14 protein-coding genes are annotated in these 13,758 nt (G+C 59.1%); 6 read left to right on the top strand and 8 right to left on the bottom strand.

All coding sequences use genetic code 11. The annotated features are described in order from the left end of the window. The first annotated feature begins 86 nt into the window (after positions 1–86). The gene (locus ACIGG6_RS12500; protein WP_399844785.1) at positions 87–1,091 is read left to right on the top strand and encodes a GlxA family transcriptional regulator; all 1,005 of its coding nucleotides are present in this window, start codon (positions 87–89) and stop codon (positions 1,089–1,091) included. After that, positions 1,082–2,245 carry an MFS transporter gene (locus ACIGG6_RS12495; RefSeq protein ID WP_399844783.1) on the top strand — a complete coding sequence of 388 codons (1,164 nt, stop codon included), beginning with the start codon at positions 1,082–1,084 and terminating at the stop codon, positions 2,243–2,245. The genes ACIGG6_RS12500 and ACIGG6_RS12495 overlap by 10 nt, the downstream gene beginning before the upstream one ends. Positions 2,246–2,324: 79 nt before the next feature. Here ACIGG6_RS12495 and ACIGG6_RS12490 read toward each other — a convergent pair whose 3' ends face one another. The 3 genes from ACIGG6_RS12490 to ACIGG6_RS12480 are packed head-to-tail and all read right to left on the bottom strand — an operon-like array spanning position 2,325 to position 3,576. After that, positions 2,325–2,609 (bottom strand): YrhK family protein, encoded by a 285-nt coding sequence (locus tag ACIGG6_RS12490; RefSeq protein WP_062360899.1) that lies wholly within the window; start codon positions 2,607–2,609, stop codon positions 2,325–2,327. Positions 2,610–2,660: 51 nt separating this feature from the next. Continuing rightward, positions 2,661–3,134 carry a DMT family transporter gene (locus ACIGG6_RS12485; RefSeq protein WP_062360897.1) on the bottom strand — a complete coding sequence of 158 codons (474 nt, stop codon included), beginning with the start codon at positions 3,132–3,134 and terminating at the stop codon, positions 2,661–2,663. A 13-nt stretch (positions 3,135–3,147) separates the two neighbouring features. Beyond that, complete coding sequence (locus tag ACIGG6_RS12480) at positions 3,148–3,576, bottom strand: DMT family transporter (RefSeq protein ID WP_062360895.1); 429 nt, start codon at positions 3,574–3,576, stop codon at positions 3,148–3,150. Positions 3,577–3,664: 88 nt separating this feature from the next. On the opposite strand from ACIGG6_RS12480, the gene ACIGG6_RS12475 reads away from it, so the two are divergent. Both ACIGG6_RS12475 and mtnK read left to right on the top strand, forming a co-directional pair. Continuing rightward, positions 3,665–4,597 carry a LysR family transcriptional regulator gene (locus tag ACIGG6_RS12475; protein ID WP_399844780.1) on the top strand — a complete coding sequence of 311 codons (933 nt, stop codon included), beginning with the start codon at positions 3,665–3,667 and terminating at the stop codon, positions 4,595–4,597. A gap of 144 nt (positions 4,598–4,741) precedes the next feature. Then, positions 4,742–6,004, top strand: coding sequence for an S-methyl-5-thioribose kinase (mtnK, locus tag ACIGG6_RS12470; RefSeq protein WP_399844778.1), 1,263 nt, complete (start codon positions 4,742–4,744; stop codon positions 6,002–6,004). Positions 6,005–6,182: 178 nt separating this feature from the next. Here the strand turns inward: mtnK and ACIGG6_RS12465 are convergent, their stop codons facing one another. Genes ACIGG6_RS12465 through mtnB form a run of 3 tightly spaced genes read right to left on the bottom strand, consistent with a single transcriptional unit; the run spans position 6,183 to position 8,042 of the window. Next, on the bottom strand, positions 6,183–6,731 hold the full coding sequence (locus ACIGG6_RS12465; protein ID WP_399844777.1) for a 1,2-dihydroxy-3-keto-5-methylthiopentene dioxygenase: 549 nt from the start codon (positions 6,729–6,731) through the stop codon (positions 6,183–6,185). A 37-nt stretch (positions 6,732–6,768) separates the two neighbouring features. After that, positions 6,769–7,455: an acireductone synthase gene (gene mtnC, locus ACIGG6_RS12460; protein ID WP_399844775.1), complete on the bottom strand. Its 687-nt coding sequence runs from the start codon at positions 7,453–7,455 to the stop codon at positions 6,769–6,771. Next, positions 7,452–8,042 (bottom strand): methylthioribulose 1-phosphate dehydratase, encoded by a 591-nt coding sequence (gene mtnB, locus ACIGG6_RS12455; protein WP_399844773.1) that lies wholly within the window; start codon positions 8,040–8,042, stop codon positions 7,452–7,454. Before mtnB ends, mtnC begins: the two co-directional genes overlap by 4 nt. A 96-nt stretch (positions 8,043–8,138) precedes the next feature. Between mtnB and mtnA the strand changes: the two genes are divergently transcribed. Further along, positions 8,139–9,158, top strand: a complete 1,020-nt coding sequence (gene mtnA, locus ACIGG6_RS12450; protein WP_399844771.1) for an S-methyl-5-thioribose-1-phosphate isomerase — start codon at positions 8,139–8,141, stop codon at positions 9,156–9,158. Here the strand turns inward: mtnA and recQ are convergent. Next, positions 9,155–11,275, bottom strand: coding sequence for a DNA helicase RecQ (gene recQ / locus ACIGG6_RS12445; protein WP_399844769.1), 2,121 nt, complete (start codon positions 11,273–11,275; stop codon positions 9,155–9,157). The two genes, mtnA and recQ, sit on opposite strands and share 4 nt — an antisense overlap. Positions 11,276–11,333: 58 nt before the next feature. Then, positions 11,334–12,275 carry an exopolyphosphatase gene (locus ACIGG6_RS12440; protein ID WP_399844767.1) on the bottom strand — a complete coding sequence of 314 codons (942 nt, stop codon included), beginning with the start codon at positions 12,273–12,275 and terminating at the stop codon, positions 11,334–11,336. 173 nt (positions 12,276–12,448) lie between these two features. On the opposite strand from ACIGG6_RS12440, the gene ACIGG6_RS12435 reads away from it, so the two are divergent. After that, positions 12,449–13,555, top strand: coding sequence for a heparan-alpha-glucosaminide N-acetyltransferase domain-containing protein (locus ACIGG6_RS12435; protein WP_399844766.1), 1,107 nt, complete (start codon positions 12,449–12,451; stop codon positions 13,553–13,555). The last annotated feature ends 203 nt before the right edge of the window (positions 13,556–13,758 follow it).

The following is a 13,758-nucleotide window of genomic DNA, read 5'->3' as shown; positions in this document are numbered from 1 at the left end:
TTTATCGGTGGGGTAATGGTCCTTGCCGACATGGGGCGCAGCGCTGACACTCTCTCTAGTTCCATCCTTTTTGTTGGAGAGAGACAGTGACACGCCATATTGCCCTGCTTGCCTACCCCGACTGCCAACTGCTCGATGTCAGCGGACCTTGGCAGGTCTTTGCTAGCGCGAATGCGTTAAGCCCTCAGCCGCTGTATCAATTAACGCTGGTCGCTGATGCTATTGGTCCAGTCGTCTCTAACGGTGGGTTGGCAGTGCACGCCACTCATTCTTACCGCCAACTTCATGAGTTACGGCCGCTGGATACGCTGTTGGTGTCAGGCGGCAGCGGGGTGATGCAGCAGCGAGAGGTCGCGGCCGTAAAGCAAGTGCTGTGTGAGATAGCGCCTGACGTCAGGCGCCTTGGTTCCATTTGCTCTGGGGCGTTTTTGCTGGCTGAGGCGGGCCTGCTGGATGGCTGTCGCGTGACGACCCACTGGCGGCATGCGGACCAATTGGCGGATGAGTATCCGGCGCTGTTCGTTGAGCCTGATGCGCTCTATATCGAAAGCCATGGCCGTTACACCAGTGCTGGGGTGACCGCCGGGATTGATTTGGCGCTATCCCTGGTAGAAGCGGACCATGGTGCTGGGCTGGCGGGTCAGGTGGCCCGTGAGCTGGTGGTGTTTTTACAGCGTCCCGGTGGTCAGTCGCAGTTCAGTGAAATATTGCGCCGTCAGCAGGCGGCGGGGCCGCTGCGACGTTTGTTGGACCGGCTCCATGCCGATCCGGGCGAAGACGTTGGCTTGGAGAGTATGGCCGCACAGATGGCGGTCTCCACACGCCACCTGACGCGGCTGTTTAAACGGCATTTAAACACCACGCCAGGCGCTTATTTGACGCAGCTTCGCCTGGAACAAGCCCGACTGGCGCTGCTTCATGAGCGGGAGCCACTCTCCCTTGAGCGTCTGGCACAGCGCTGGCGGCTGGGCGGTGCAGAACAGCTGCGTCGCCAATTCCAGCGCTACTACGGCGTCTCCCCTTCGGTATATCGCCAGCGCTTTGCCTCTTCTCAAGCCGCTGCTTTTCAGGGGAGCATCTCATGCCCATAACCGTCACTCTCTTATCACTTTGCCAAGCGCTGTTGGTGACTGGCAATGTGCTGCTGATTGGTATCTCGCCGCTGATTGGCGCGTCGTTAGCGCCAAGCGCCTTCTGGTCGACGGCTCCGGTGGCTACCCAATGGCTCGGCCTGATGTGTGCAACCATTCCCGCTTCGCTGATCATGGCGAGGCTGGGTCGTAAGCGGGGCTTCATGCTGGGCAACATCGTTGGGCTGGTGGGTGCACTGGTAGCCGCGCAGGCGCTGATCGGCGAGCAGTTTGGACTGTTTTTGTTAGCGACGTGGCTGATCGGTGTGGGTATTGTATTTGGTCAGCTATACCGCTTTGCGGCGGTAGAGGCCGCGCCAGCGCCGATGCGCGACCGAGCGATTGGGTTGGTGATGGGCGGCGGCGTGCTAGCGGCCTTTGCTGGGCCGTGGCTGGCAAGGGCAAGCCGTGAGCTGGGCGAGGTGCCGTTTCTAGGTAGCTTTATAGGGCTGGCTGCCCTCTACTTACTTGCCTTAATCGTATTGATAATGATCCGGTTACCGTCCGCATCTCGAACCCACAGCGAAGGCACGCCACTGCAGCTGGGTAAGATACTCCGCCAGCCAGGGTTTATGGTGGCGGTGAGTGCCGCGATGGTGGGGTACGGGGTGATGAACCTAGCGATGACGGCCACGCCATTGGCCATGGAGAGCGCAGGGCACCACTTTCACCACGTCTCAATGACCATTCAGTGGCATGTCGTGGCGATGTTTCTGCCCTCCTTCTTTACGGGCCGCTTGGCCGCTCGCTTCGGCGCTAGGCAAGTGATTGTGGCGGGCTGCTTGCTGTTAGTGGCAAGCGCGTTGGTTGCCCAATGGGATATCGGTTTGACGGGATTCAATGTGGCGCTGGTATTGCTGGGCTTAGGCTGGAATTTCACCTTTCTGCCCGCCACTGGGCTGCTCACCGAGTGTTACAGCCCAGCCAATAAAGCGCGTACCCAGGCGGCCAACGAGTTTTTCGTGTTTGGCACCGCTGCGATGACGGCATTGGCTGCCGGGCCTCTGGTGAACGGCTTGGGGTGGGCGACGCTGAACCTAGTACTGATTCCCGTCTCGATAGTGCCTTTGGTGGTGATGGTTTGGCAGCGCCGTGCAAGCTTGGCAAGCGCTTAAAAATCCCCCTGTAGGCAGGTCAGCCCGATCGTTTAAGAAGCCCGTTAGCCGCCCAGGGCGTGCGCTTTATGAGCGGAGGTTAGGCATCGTGCTGCTCGTCCGGCAGCCGCTTGAAATAGATGTAGCGGTGCAGGCGGATGGCTGGGCGCATCAGCAGTTGCAGGCTGCCAATCACGAAGAGCCAAACGCCGATGGTTTTGACGGTGCCGTCATAAAAGAAGCAGACGCTGCCAATGGCAAACCACAGCCCCAGCATAAAATCGTTGAGAATACTGAGCACTTCGTAGCGGCGGTGAATCACCAGTTCCTCACGCCCCATGGTGAAGGTTAAGTCGTGATGAGGGGCGGTGGTTGGGCGTGTCATAGGAACTCCTTTGGCAAACAGTGTAAAAAGAGGGCGCGAATAAAACGGTAGTTAACGCGCTGTACGTGCTGAACGGAGACGCTGCTGATGGCTTAGGTAGATCAATACAATAGCCAACAGCAAGAGCACCATGGCCAGATAGCGTGACCCATCCAGCGCGCGTTCAGCGTTATTGAGCCAGCCAAAGTGATCGATCAATAAGCTCATCAACAGCTGGCCAGAAATCACCGCGACGGTTGCAGCAGCGGTTCCGACACGGGGCACTGCAAACACAATCGCCAGCATATACACCACCCCAAACAGCGCGCCGGTCAGCTGCCACTTGGGCACGCTAAACAGAGTCGCCTCGTGGGAAGGCTCAAAAAAGAACATCAGCAAAAAGGTCAGTACGGCACCCACGGCAAACGTTAGCCACGCACTTTCCAGCACGCCGGTGTGAGCACCTAAACGGCCGTTAATGGAGGATTGAGCGGCCAGGACCGCGCCGCCTGCTAGCAGTAGGGCAAATACGATGGGTAAAAGCATGGTGTCTCTCCTGTTACATCAACCAAAGCGCGGCAAGGATCATGGCAAGAGCCCCTAAACGGTAGCCATCCACTTGGCGACGTTCGCTGCCGAGCCAGCCAAAATGGTCAATAGCTAAGCTGGCCGCTACTTGGCCGCACAAAATGCCCACCATGGTCATGCCGACGCCCACCAGCGGGGTGGCCAACGTTAAAATAATGACGTAAATCGGCCCTAACACACCGCCGGTTAACAGCCAGCGCGGCTGTTTGAACAGCGCGCCCAACTGGCGCTTGGGCGAAAACAGTAGCGCCAGTGATAGCAGCAGCGCCCCTACCATAAAAATGGAGAGCGTGGCGGAAAGGTGACCCACCTGCTCGCCAAGTGGCCCTAACAGTCCCGCTTCCACCGACAGGCCCATACCGGCGATCAGTACGCCCACCAGAATCAGTGCGTGTTGCATGTGTTGCTCCCCTCTTATGAAGAGGCAGCACTCTAAAGAGGAAGGCTTATTGCTACAATGCGCTAAAAAGGCAAAGGACTATTGTGTTTTGGACAACTCGATTCGTCTCTTGGCGCTGCGCCTGTTTGTGCGCGTGGCCGCCAGCGGCAGTTTCTCGGAAGCGGCGCGTTACTACGGGTTGCCTACCTCATCTGCTTCTCGGCACATCGCTAGCCTGGAGCAGTCGCTGGGCCAGCGACTGCTCTATCGTCACACCCGAGCGGTACGGCTGACCGAAGCAGGCGAGCGCTATTTTCACGAAGTGCGCGATGCGCTGGCGCGGTTGGAGCTAGCCACCGAGCAAGTGATGGGCGGCGCGCAGCATCCTCAGGGCGTGCTGCGTATCAATGCGCCCGTGGCGTTTGGGCGGCGCCATATTGCTCCGCACTTGGCGCGGTTTCAGCAGCAATACCCGGACATTCAGGTGGATTTAACGCTGGAAGATCGTTTTATCGACCCGGTGCAAGAGGGGGCCGACGTGGTGATTCGCGTGGGGGCACTCGCGGATTCCAGTTTGGTGGCCCGCAGTATCGCCCGGCAGCGTTTTATCGTCTGCGCGTCGCCAGCGTATCTAGCGGCGCACGGCGAGCCTGCTTCGCCAGGGGCGCTCAGCCAGCATAACTGCCTGCTGTATAGAGGCAGTAAGGGAACGCAGCTATGGTACTTCCAGGAACCCCACACATCACGGGCGGTGCGCTACGCGTTATCGGGGAATTTGGTCGCTAACAATGCCGAAAGCTTGGTGGAAGCAGCGATGGCGGGGCAGGGCGTAGTGATGTTTCCCTCGTGGCTACTCTTCGAGCCACTGCGCCAGCAAACGTTGGTGCCGTTACTGACGCAGTGGGAAGCGTCTGAAGATGGCTATCTGGACAACATCTACGCCATTTATCCTGAAAATCGCCTGCGCTCATCGAAGGTATCGGTCTTCATGAGTTATTTAGAGCACATCATCGGCGATATGCCTTACTGGGATAGGTCTTAGAGAAGGTGTGTAGAAACGCACTGAGCGAAATGCATTTTAAAAGGTGATGCAGCCAGTGGTGTAGCGCCCCCATCATGCTGCACTGAATTGACAACGTTGCCGGGGTATGACAAACACACATCCATTTTGTGTGAGGAATCATCGGTGGCAAACGAGCAGACTTATCAAGCGTTGGGAGTGGATACCCTTGGCCAACGGCTAGGCGGTGTGAAGGCCGTTGCCAGCCGCGTGGGTGGTAACCCCGCCGAGTGGCACATCCGTGAAGTGGGCGACGGCAACCTCAACTTGGTGTTTATCGTGACGGGCAGCACCGGCAGCGTGGTGGTCAAGCAGGCACTGCCCTATGTGCGCATGGTAGGTGAGAGCTGGCCGCTGCCGCTCTATCGCGCCCACTTCGAATATTACGCGCTGGTGCGTCAGGCCACGCGGGCGCCCGGTGTGGCCCCCGAGGTGTACTACTTCGATAAGCCCCAGGCATTGATCGTGATGGAGTATCTGCACCCCCATGTGATTTTGCGGCGCAAGCTGATCAGCGGCGAACGCGTGGCGGAGCTGGGCGCTACTCTGGGGGAGTTTTGTGCGCGCACGGCGTTTCGCGGCTCTGAGCTCTCCATGGCAAGCCCGGATAAGAAAGCCGATGTCGGGCTGTTCTCCGGCAACGTGGCGATTCCGGCGATCACCGAATCCTTGGTGTTTACCGACCCCTACTACGGCGCGGAGATGAACCGCCACACGCCCGAGCTATCGCCCGTGGTGGACGAGCTGCGCCGCAACGCGCGCCTGAAAGCCAAGGTGCAGCGGCTGCTGATGAAGTTCACCGCCAATACCGAGACCATGCTGCACGGCGATTTGCACTCCGGCTCCATCATGGCCACCGACACCAGCGTGCGCGTCATCGACCCTGAATTTTCCCAGTACGGCCCGATGGCGTTCGACTTGGGCATGGCGGTAGCCAACTTCTTCATGGCCTACTTTAGCCAGCCCGCCCACCGCCAAGGAGGTGACCTGGACGCCTATCAAGCGTGGATTTTAGAAGTGATCACCGATTGCTTTACCCGCTTCGATGAGGAGTTTCGCCACCTCTGGCAAACCGAACGCACCGGCATTCTGTTCCCCAGAGCGCTGTTTGAAGAGCAGGGCAACAGCGCCGACGACGCCTGCGACGCGCTGCTGGAAGAGATCCGTGAAGATGCGCTGGCCTACTGCGGTATCGAAATGCACCGCCGCGTGCTGTCGCTTGCCCACAACGCTGACTTCGAAGAGATCGAAGACACCGCCTTACGCGCCAAACTGGAAGCACGCAACGTGCTGATGGGCCAAGCGCTAATCATGGAGCCGAAAGCTTATTGTGATCTCAATGCGCTGGTGGCGTTAGCCAAGGCATACAATCAGAAATCAGTGTTGTAAGCACTTTAGGTGGCACCTTCGGCACCGCTTTGCGGTGCTTCGCGGGTGCGCTCCGCTTACGCCGCGCTACGAATGCCCCTCCTGGAGTTCGGCGAAGCCATGTAGCGCGGCGTAACGAATCTTGCGAGGTACGAGCCAATGAGGCACCCGCGAGGGCGGCGATAGCCGCCTTCACACGTTAAAGCTGATCCAAACGATCAAACTTCCCGGCGATGTCGCTTTCGGTCCAGTGGGGCACCCAGCCTTCTACGTTGTCGAAGAAGCGCAGCGCGGTGAATTCCGGCTCGGGGCCCATATCGAACCAGTGCGGGGTATTGGCAGGCACGCTGATCAGGTCGTTACGGGTGCAGAGCACCTGATACACCTTGTCGTCGATGTGCAGGCAGAACAGCCCCTGGCCCTTCACGAAGAAGCGCACTTCGTCTTCATGGTGGCGGTGCTCGTTCAAGAACTTCTGACGCATCGCCTCTTTGTCTGGGTGGGTGGGCACCATGTGCAGCACGTCGACGGTTTGGTAGCCGCCTTTGGCTTTGACCCGGTCGATGTCCTCCTGATAGAGCGCCAGAATCTCCTCCTGGTTGGCATCGTCGGCAATCTCGCCCGGCGCTGCCCAGCGCTCAAATAGAACGCCTACCCGGTTCAGCTCAGCGGCAATTTGTTCGCCGTCCGTGGTGTCCAGCAGCGCATCATTAGGATGTTGATCGGCAAAGACTTTCAGTTGGGACATAAAGACGCTCCTAAGAGGTAAGGGGTGAACGTAGCCGTTAAAGGGCAATATCAGCAAAGCTGTCGACACAGGAGTGTGCAGTGCCCGCCTGGGTGCCTTCGCGCACGAGCTGTAAGGTGTGCATACCCGCCTGCTTGGCCGCATCCAGCTCTTCGACCACATCCGACAGGAACAGTATCGACTCTGCAGGTAGATCGAGCGCCTCGACAATGCGCTGATAGGCCACGGCCTCGCGCTTATGGCCAATGTGCGTGTCGAAGTAGCCGCTGAACAGCGGGGTCAAATCACCCTCGTCACTGTAGCCAAACAGCAGTTTCTGCGCCTGCACAGAGCCTGACGAGTACACATACAGCGCCACGCCTGCGGCCTGCCACTGGCGCAGCGCTGGAGCGACATCCGCGTATAAATGGCCGGTGAAGTCGCCGCGCTGGTAGCCGTCAGCCCACACCATGCCCTGCAGGGCTTTGAGTGGCGTCACTTTCTGGTCGGTATCGATCCAGTGCAACAGCGTAGCAATGACCGCTTCCAGCGTGGCGTCGGCGTCCTGCATGTTATGGCGCACGGCGTCGATCTGCTCGGCCACCGCGGGTGCATCTGCGTTTTCGCGCAGAAAGTCAGGCAGCTTGGCGTAGGCATAGGGGAACAGCACTTTGTGAACGAAGTTGATATCGGTGGTGGTACCTTCGATATCGGTCACGATGGCGCGAACAGTTGATTGACTCATTGGGTCCACCGGCTCTCTTCCAGTACACAGGCAAGTAAGAATTCGATTGCTTCCAGGTGACGACGGCAACTGGCAATGCTGTCGCCCACGGCGTAAATACCGTGGCCCGCGACCAGAAAGCCCCAGGGCATCGGCCAGCCCTGGCGAACGTGCTCGGCTAACTCCTCCATATCCTGGGAGTTGGGCACCACCGGCAAAAGAATCGTCGCATCATGCGTCACGTTACCCGCCAGCGCCTTTTGCATCTCGAAGCCGCTCAGCTCAATGCCTTCGGGAAAGCGCCGCGATAGCACGGTGCTGGCGACGGTATGGGTGTGCAGCACGCAGTGAATGCTTGGGTCTAGCCGGTACAGCGCGGCGTGTAGGTCACTTTCGGCGCTGGGTTTGCCGTTGCCTTCCAGCACGCGGCCTTCCAGGTCGCACAGCAGCAGGTCATCCGCCTGGATACGGGTTTTATCCCGCCCGGAGGCGGTGACTAAATAGCCCGCCTCGGTACGCGCAGAAAAGTTGCCGCCGGTGGCGGGAGTCCAGCCTTGCTGCGCCGCCCAGGAGATGGCGTCCAGCAGTTCGGTGTGTAAGGTGTTCATCGGGTCAGCATCGCCTCGTCTAGTGGCGGCCATTCTATATGATAAGCTTCGCGCCTGATAAGCCGTGCCGCTTGCCCCATTATCAAGGAGCCCCTCATGGTCAATTTACAGTCACGCAGTTTACGGGTGTATGCCGACTCGCTTGAGTATTTGGACCAAACCCGGCTACCCCAGGCCGAAGAGTGGGTGCGCTGCGACTCTCCCGAGGCGTGGCAGCACGCGGTTAAACACCTCGCTATTCGTGGCGCGCCGCTGATTGGTTTGAGCGCCGCCTTTGTCTTGGCCCAGTACGCCGCTCGTCATCCCGAATCCGAGTGGCAAGCCGTCAGCGACCGCTTACGGGCGACGCGCCCCACGGCAGTGAACCTGATGTACTGCCTGGACGCAATGGAAGCCTGTTTTGCCCAGGGCGCTGACGCCCTGGCCGAACGAGCCAAAGCGCTGTTTGAAGAGGACCGCGCGCTGTGCCAACGCATGGCCGAGCGGGGCGCTGACTTGCTGGCATCCGGCAACCGCGTGCTGACCCACTGCAACACCGGTGCGCTGGCCACGGCCGGTGTGGGCACCGCGATTGGCGCGTTGGCCATCGCCAAACAACGCGGCATAGATCTGCATGTCTACGTGGATGAAACCCGTCCGCTGCTCCAGGGTGGGCGTTTAACCGCGTGGGAAATGGCCGATTTAGGCATTCCCTACCAGCTAATCACCGACAGCATGGCGGCCAGCTTAATGGCAGCGGGCAAGGTAGATAAAGTGATGGTCGGCGCGGATCGTATCTGCGCCAACGGTGACTTTGCCAACAAAGTGGGCACCTACATGCTGGCGGTGGCGGCACACTACCATCAGGTGCCGTTCTATGTGGTCGCTCCTTACACCACGGTCGACCCCGCCTGCGCGACCGGCGCGACGATTCCCATTGAACAGCGCGATGGCGCGGAGGTGCGCGGAGCCGCAGGCGCGTTTGGCGAGGTGGTGTGGGCACCGAGCGATGCCCCGGTGTGGAACCCAGCCTTCGACGTGACGCCCGCCAAGCTAGTCACCGCCTGGATTCTGGATACCGGCGTGTTTGACTCAGCGGCGATTGCACGGGGCGAGCATCTGCAGGGATGGCGCTAACTCTTGGCAGCCATGGACGCCCGAACGCAGTGTAGAACCGGGTAATCAATACGGCCTTGCAGCGATTCGAATACCACTTTCAACCCCTGGCCGGGAAACTGCTCAAACGCCGTGCGAATCTGCGCAAGGGTCGCTGGGTCCAGATTGACCACCTCTTCCAGTGCCAGTTCGCTGCCTTGAATGGCATCGCTCAAATGGCGGTACACGGTATTGGCGGCCAGCCCGCGCTGCTCTGCGACCTGTTCCGGCGTTAGCCCTTGGCGCAGTAGCGCGGCAGATTCAAGAGCGCTGTTGCCTACAGGGGCGCTAGCGGCAGGCTCATCAGGGTGCGCCAGAATCACCGCTAGAAAGCCTTCGCCATAATCCTCCAGCTTGCGTGCGCCGATGCCCGAGATGGTGCCCAGCGCCTGCAGCGTTTGCGGCTTTTGCTCTACCAGCTCGGCCAGGGTGGCGTCGTTGAAAATCACATAGGCGGGTACGCCCTGGGCGTCGGCAAGCGCCTTGCGATGCTGGCGCAGCGCTTCCCACAGCGCGCCGTGGCCCTTGGCAGCGGAGGCGCCTTTACTGCTGCGTCGCGCGGGCTTGCTGGGTTTGCGCAGGGTGAGACTTTGCTCGCCGCGCAGTATGGGCTTGGCGTTGGCGGTGAGCTTGATACCGCCATGGCCCTCCATATCCACGCTCAAATAGCCGCTGGCGATTAGCTGGCGAAAGAGCGCTTTCCACTCGCTGGCGGTGAGCTCTTTGCCAATGCCGAACGTACTCAAACTGTCATGACCGAAGCGGCTGATACGTTCGTTACGTTTGCCCAGCAGCACATCCACCAGATACGTCACGCCGAAGCGCTGTTCGGTGCGGTAGACACACGACAGCGCCTTCTGCGCAGCCACCGTGGCCTCCCAGGTGTCAGGCGGGGTGAGGCAGTTATCGCAGTTTCCGCAGGGTTCGTCTAATGAATCGCCGAAGTAGTGGAGCAGCGCCTGACGGCGGCAGCTAATGATCTCGCAGAGCCCCAGCATGGCGTCGAGCTTTTGCTGCTCGATGCGCTTTTGTTGGTCGGCGGCACCGGAATCCTGCTGCATCTGGCGCAGAGTGATCACGTCCTGAAGCCCGTAGGCCATCCAGGCGTCGGCGGGCAGCCCGTCGCGTCCGGCGCGGCCGGTTTCCTGATAGTAGGCTTCGATGCTTTTGGGCAGGTTGAGGTGTGCCACAAAGCGCACGTCCGGTTTGTCGATGCCCATGCCGAAAGCGATGGTGGCGACGATCACCACGCCGTCTTCGCGCAGAAAGCGGGTTTGGTGCTGCTGGCGCTGCTCGGCGGGCAGCCCGGCGTGGTAGGGCAGCGCGGTCAACCCCTGGCGAGCCAGCCAAGCGGCGGTTTCCTCCACCTTGCGGCGAGAAAGACAGTACACAATGCCCGCCTCGCCGTCGTGATGCTCACGGATGAAACTCAGCAGCTGCTCTTTGGCATTGCCCTGATTTTCAGCGATATGGTAGCGAATGTTGGGCCGATCAAAGCCGTTGTTGTAGAGCGCGGCTTCTTGAAGCTGCAGGTGCTCCATGATGTCGTGCCGAGTAGGCACGTCTGCGGTGGCGGTGAGCGCGATGCGCGGCACGTTAGGAAAGCGCTGATGCAGGTGGGAGAGCTGGCGATATTCGGGGCGGAAATCGTGGCCCCACTGGGAAACGCAGTGGGCTTCATCGATGGCGAACAGCGCAATGCGCGTTTGCTCCAGCAGCATCTGCATGCGTGCCGTGGCTAGCCGTTCGGGCGCAACGTATAAAAGATCCAGCTCGCCCGCCCGCAGGCGGTTCTCCACATCCATCGCCTCATGCATCTCGAGGCTGGAGTTCAGGTAGGCGGCGCGCACCCCGTTCTGAATCAGCGCGGCCACCTGATCCTGCATCAGCGCGATGAGCGGCGAGACCACAATCGCGGTGCCTTCACGTAGCAGCGCAGGGATCTGATAGCACAGCGATTTACCGCCGCCGGTGGGCATCAGCACCAACGCATCGCCTCCGGCCATCACATGCTCAATGATGGCCTGCTGTGGGCCACGAAAGTGGTCGTAGCCAAAGACCTCCTGCAGTACCTTGAGGGCTGCCGAGTCGCCGTGCATCGCTGCTCTCCTTGTCGTGTGCGTGAAGGAACGGGGTTAAGGAGAGTAAGCCGTCGCCTTACCCATCCGCCCTAATCCGCTCAACAATCTCCGCCAACGCATTTCCTGCCTGTTCATTATCAACTTGGCAAGTGCCCGCATTCAGATGGCCGCCGCCGCCGTAGCTTAGGCACAGCTCGCCCACGTTGGTGTGACTGGAGCGGTTGAGGATCGATTTACCAATCGCCAGCACGGTGTTTTGCTGCTTGAGCCCCCACATCACGTGAATCGAGATATTGCAGTCGGGGTACATGGCGTAGATTACGAAGCGGTTGGTGGCGTAGATGGTCTCTTCGTTGCGTAGATCCAGAACCACCGCATTGCCGTGCACGGTTGCGCAGCGCTCAATTTGCTCCTTTGCTAACTGCTCATGCTCACGGTAAAGCGTGGTGCGCTCATGCACATCGTCAAGGGCGAGGATTTCATCGATGGTGTGCTCGCGGCAGTAATCGATCAGCTTCATCATCAACTGATAGTTGGAGATGCGGAAGTCGCGGAAGCGGCCCAGGCCCGTGCGGGCGTCCATGATGAAGTTGAGCAGTACCCAGCCCTGCGGGTTGAGAATTTCGTCTTTGTTGAATTGGGCAGAGTCGCCTTTATCGACGGCTTCCATCATATCGTCCCAGCGTGCGGGGAAGGCCTCGTGGCCGCCGTAGTACTCCCACACTACGCGGGCAGCGGAAGGGGCGTCTGCATTGATGATGTGGTTGTCGGCACGCTCAACGTTGCGCACGGTCTCGCTTAGGTGGTGGTCGAACGCTAGGTGGCAGCCGGGCACGTAGGGCAGGTTGGTGGTGATGTCGTTGGCATCAATAGCAATCTTGCCATCCTGCATGTCCTTCGGGTGAACGAAGGTGATGTCGTCAATAAGGCCTAAGTGCTTGAGCAGGGCACCGCATACCAAACCATCAAAATCGCTGCGGGTAACTAAACGAAACGTGGATGCTTGTTGGGTAGACATTTATTTTCTCGATACGGTGAATAGTCATCAAAAGATACCAGCAGTTATCGAGGGTTAAAATAAGCCCTTGATAATCGGCTGCGTTTAATCAAGCGCAATAGCCCACTAGGCAAATAGGCTATGGTAAAAGCAATGTTTCACTAACACGAATACCCTACAAGGACGTTGCTAACGTGTTTACCTGGGAAGAAGTGCCACGCCTGCCCCGTGCGGAAGGGCGTATAGATGCGATTGATCTCGCCCGTGGTATAGCGATTGGGCTGATGATTCTCAGCCATATGGTGAGTGGGCTGATTGGAATACGCAACGTGCCCGATTGGGGCATGGTGCCCGTCCATTTTCTCACTAAGTTCTCTTCTTCCCTGTTCATCCTGGTCTTCGGGATTGCGCTAGCCGTGGCCTTTTTAGCGTCTACCCAAACAGAGGCGTGGCCAAAACGGCGGCTAAAACTATGGGTGCGCGCGGTTGAAGTGTGGTTTTGGTACAAGGCGTTGACGGTCGTCGAGATGCTGCCCTATTACGCCCCAGGCGATATTGTTGATGCACTGCTTTATCAGCGCTTTGCGATTTGGGTAGAAATCCTCGGTTTTTATGCCATTGCCCTGCTGTGGGTACCATTGGTACTGCCGCTATGGGCGCGAACGCCTCTCTGGGGTCGGTGTGCGCTTATTATTGGCTTAACCGCGTTCTCTGCTTGGCTGCAGGGGTTGAGTTTTGGCGGTAATGACACCTTAAAAGCGCTGCTGGTGGACCATGAAGACCATTACACCTGGGGTCAGCTCAGCCGCGCGCCGTTGATCTTGGCGGGCCTGCTGATCGGTGAAGCCTTGCTGCGCTGCTATTTTGATACGGCGCTGCGGCGAAAGCTGGTGCTGGCGCTGGTGGGCGTAGGGGCTGTCATGGTCGCCGCGTTCTATGGCTTGGCCTTTGCCGAAGGCGATGTTTCTGCTGCGATGCTGGCGGTGGCGAATAACGACGGCAAGCACCCGCCTGGGCTGAAATTCACGCTGTACAGCGTGGGCGGCGCGCTGGTTATTTTAGGCGCTGCACTCGCTGGTGGAGCTACGGCAGCCAAGGCGCTACGGCCATTAACGATGGTAGGGAGCGACGCGCTCAAAGCGTTTATTTTCCATATTGTGATGATTTTTCTGGTGCTGCGTTTTCTGCTGGAAGGCGAAGGCATGTACACCTATCCACAGGCGCTTGGTGTGGGTGGGCTGTTAATTCTTGGAGCCGCGTTGTGGATTTGGCTAACGCGCTGGATCGCCCGTTACAATTGACCTCCTTCCCTCCCTCAGCTTCTTAGGAAGCTGCCGCCTGAGGCGGAAAGGAAGGGGATTCCCTGGTTGTCGCCTTCCAGGTTCCTGCTTCGCTGTCCGTTGCCTTCAATGCCTTGGCATTGCCGGTCTTACACAAACTCAACAGGCGTCAATTCCCGAGGGCCCCTCGGTATTTGCTGCAACTCTCGGCACCGGCGAGTAGC

The sequence above is a fragment of the Vreelandella lionensis genome, from assembly GCF_044543515.1.
Taxonomy (GTDB): Bacteria; Pseudomonadota; Gammaproteobacteria; order Pseudomonadales; family Halomonadaceae; genus Vreelandella; species Vreelandella lionensis.
This window is presented reverse-complemented; position numbering and strand designations above follow the sequence as displayed.

Coding starts and splice junctions, on each gene's coding strand:
- ACIGG6_RS12490 (WP_062360899.1), bottom strand. CDS start 2,609: ATGACACGCCCAACCACCGCCCCTCATCACGACTTAACCTTCACCATG.
- ACIGG6_RS12465 (WP_399844777.1), bottom strand. CDS start 6,731: ATGTCCCAACTGAAAGTCTTTGCCGATCAACATCCTAATGATGCGCTG.
- ACIGG6_RS12485 (WP_062360897.1), bottom strand. CDS start 3,134: ATGCTTTTACCCATCGTATTTGCCCTACTGCTAGCAGGCGGCGCGGTC.
- mtnB (WP_399844773.1), bottom strand. CDS start 8,042: ATGAACACCTTACACACCGAACTGCTGGACGCCATCTCCTGGGCGGCG.
- ACIGG6_RS12495 (WP_399844783.1), top strand. CDS start 1,082: ATGCCCATAACCGTCACTCTCTTATCACTTTGCCAAGCGCTGTTGGTG.
- mtnC (WP_399844775.1), bottom strand. CDS start 7,455: ATGAGTCAATCAACTGTTCGCGCCATCGTGACCGATATCGAAGGTACC.
- mtnA (WP_399844771.1), top strand. CDS start 8,139: ATGGTCAATTTACAGTCACGCAGTTTACGGGTGTATGCCGACTCGCTT.
- ACIGG6_RS12480 (WP_062360895.1), bottom strand. CDS start 3,576: ATGCAACACGCACTGATTCTGGTGGGCGTACTGATCGCCGGTATGGGC.
- recQ (WP_399844769.1), bottom strand. CDS start 11,275: ATGCACGGCGACTCGGCAGCCCTCAAGGTACTGCAGGAGGTCTTTGGC.
- ACIGG6_RS12440 (WP_399844767.1), bottom strand. CDS start 12,275: ATGTCTACCCAACAAGCATCCACGTTTCGTTTAGTTACCCGCAGCGAT.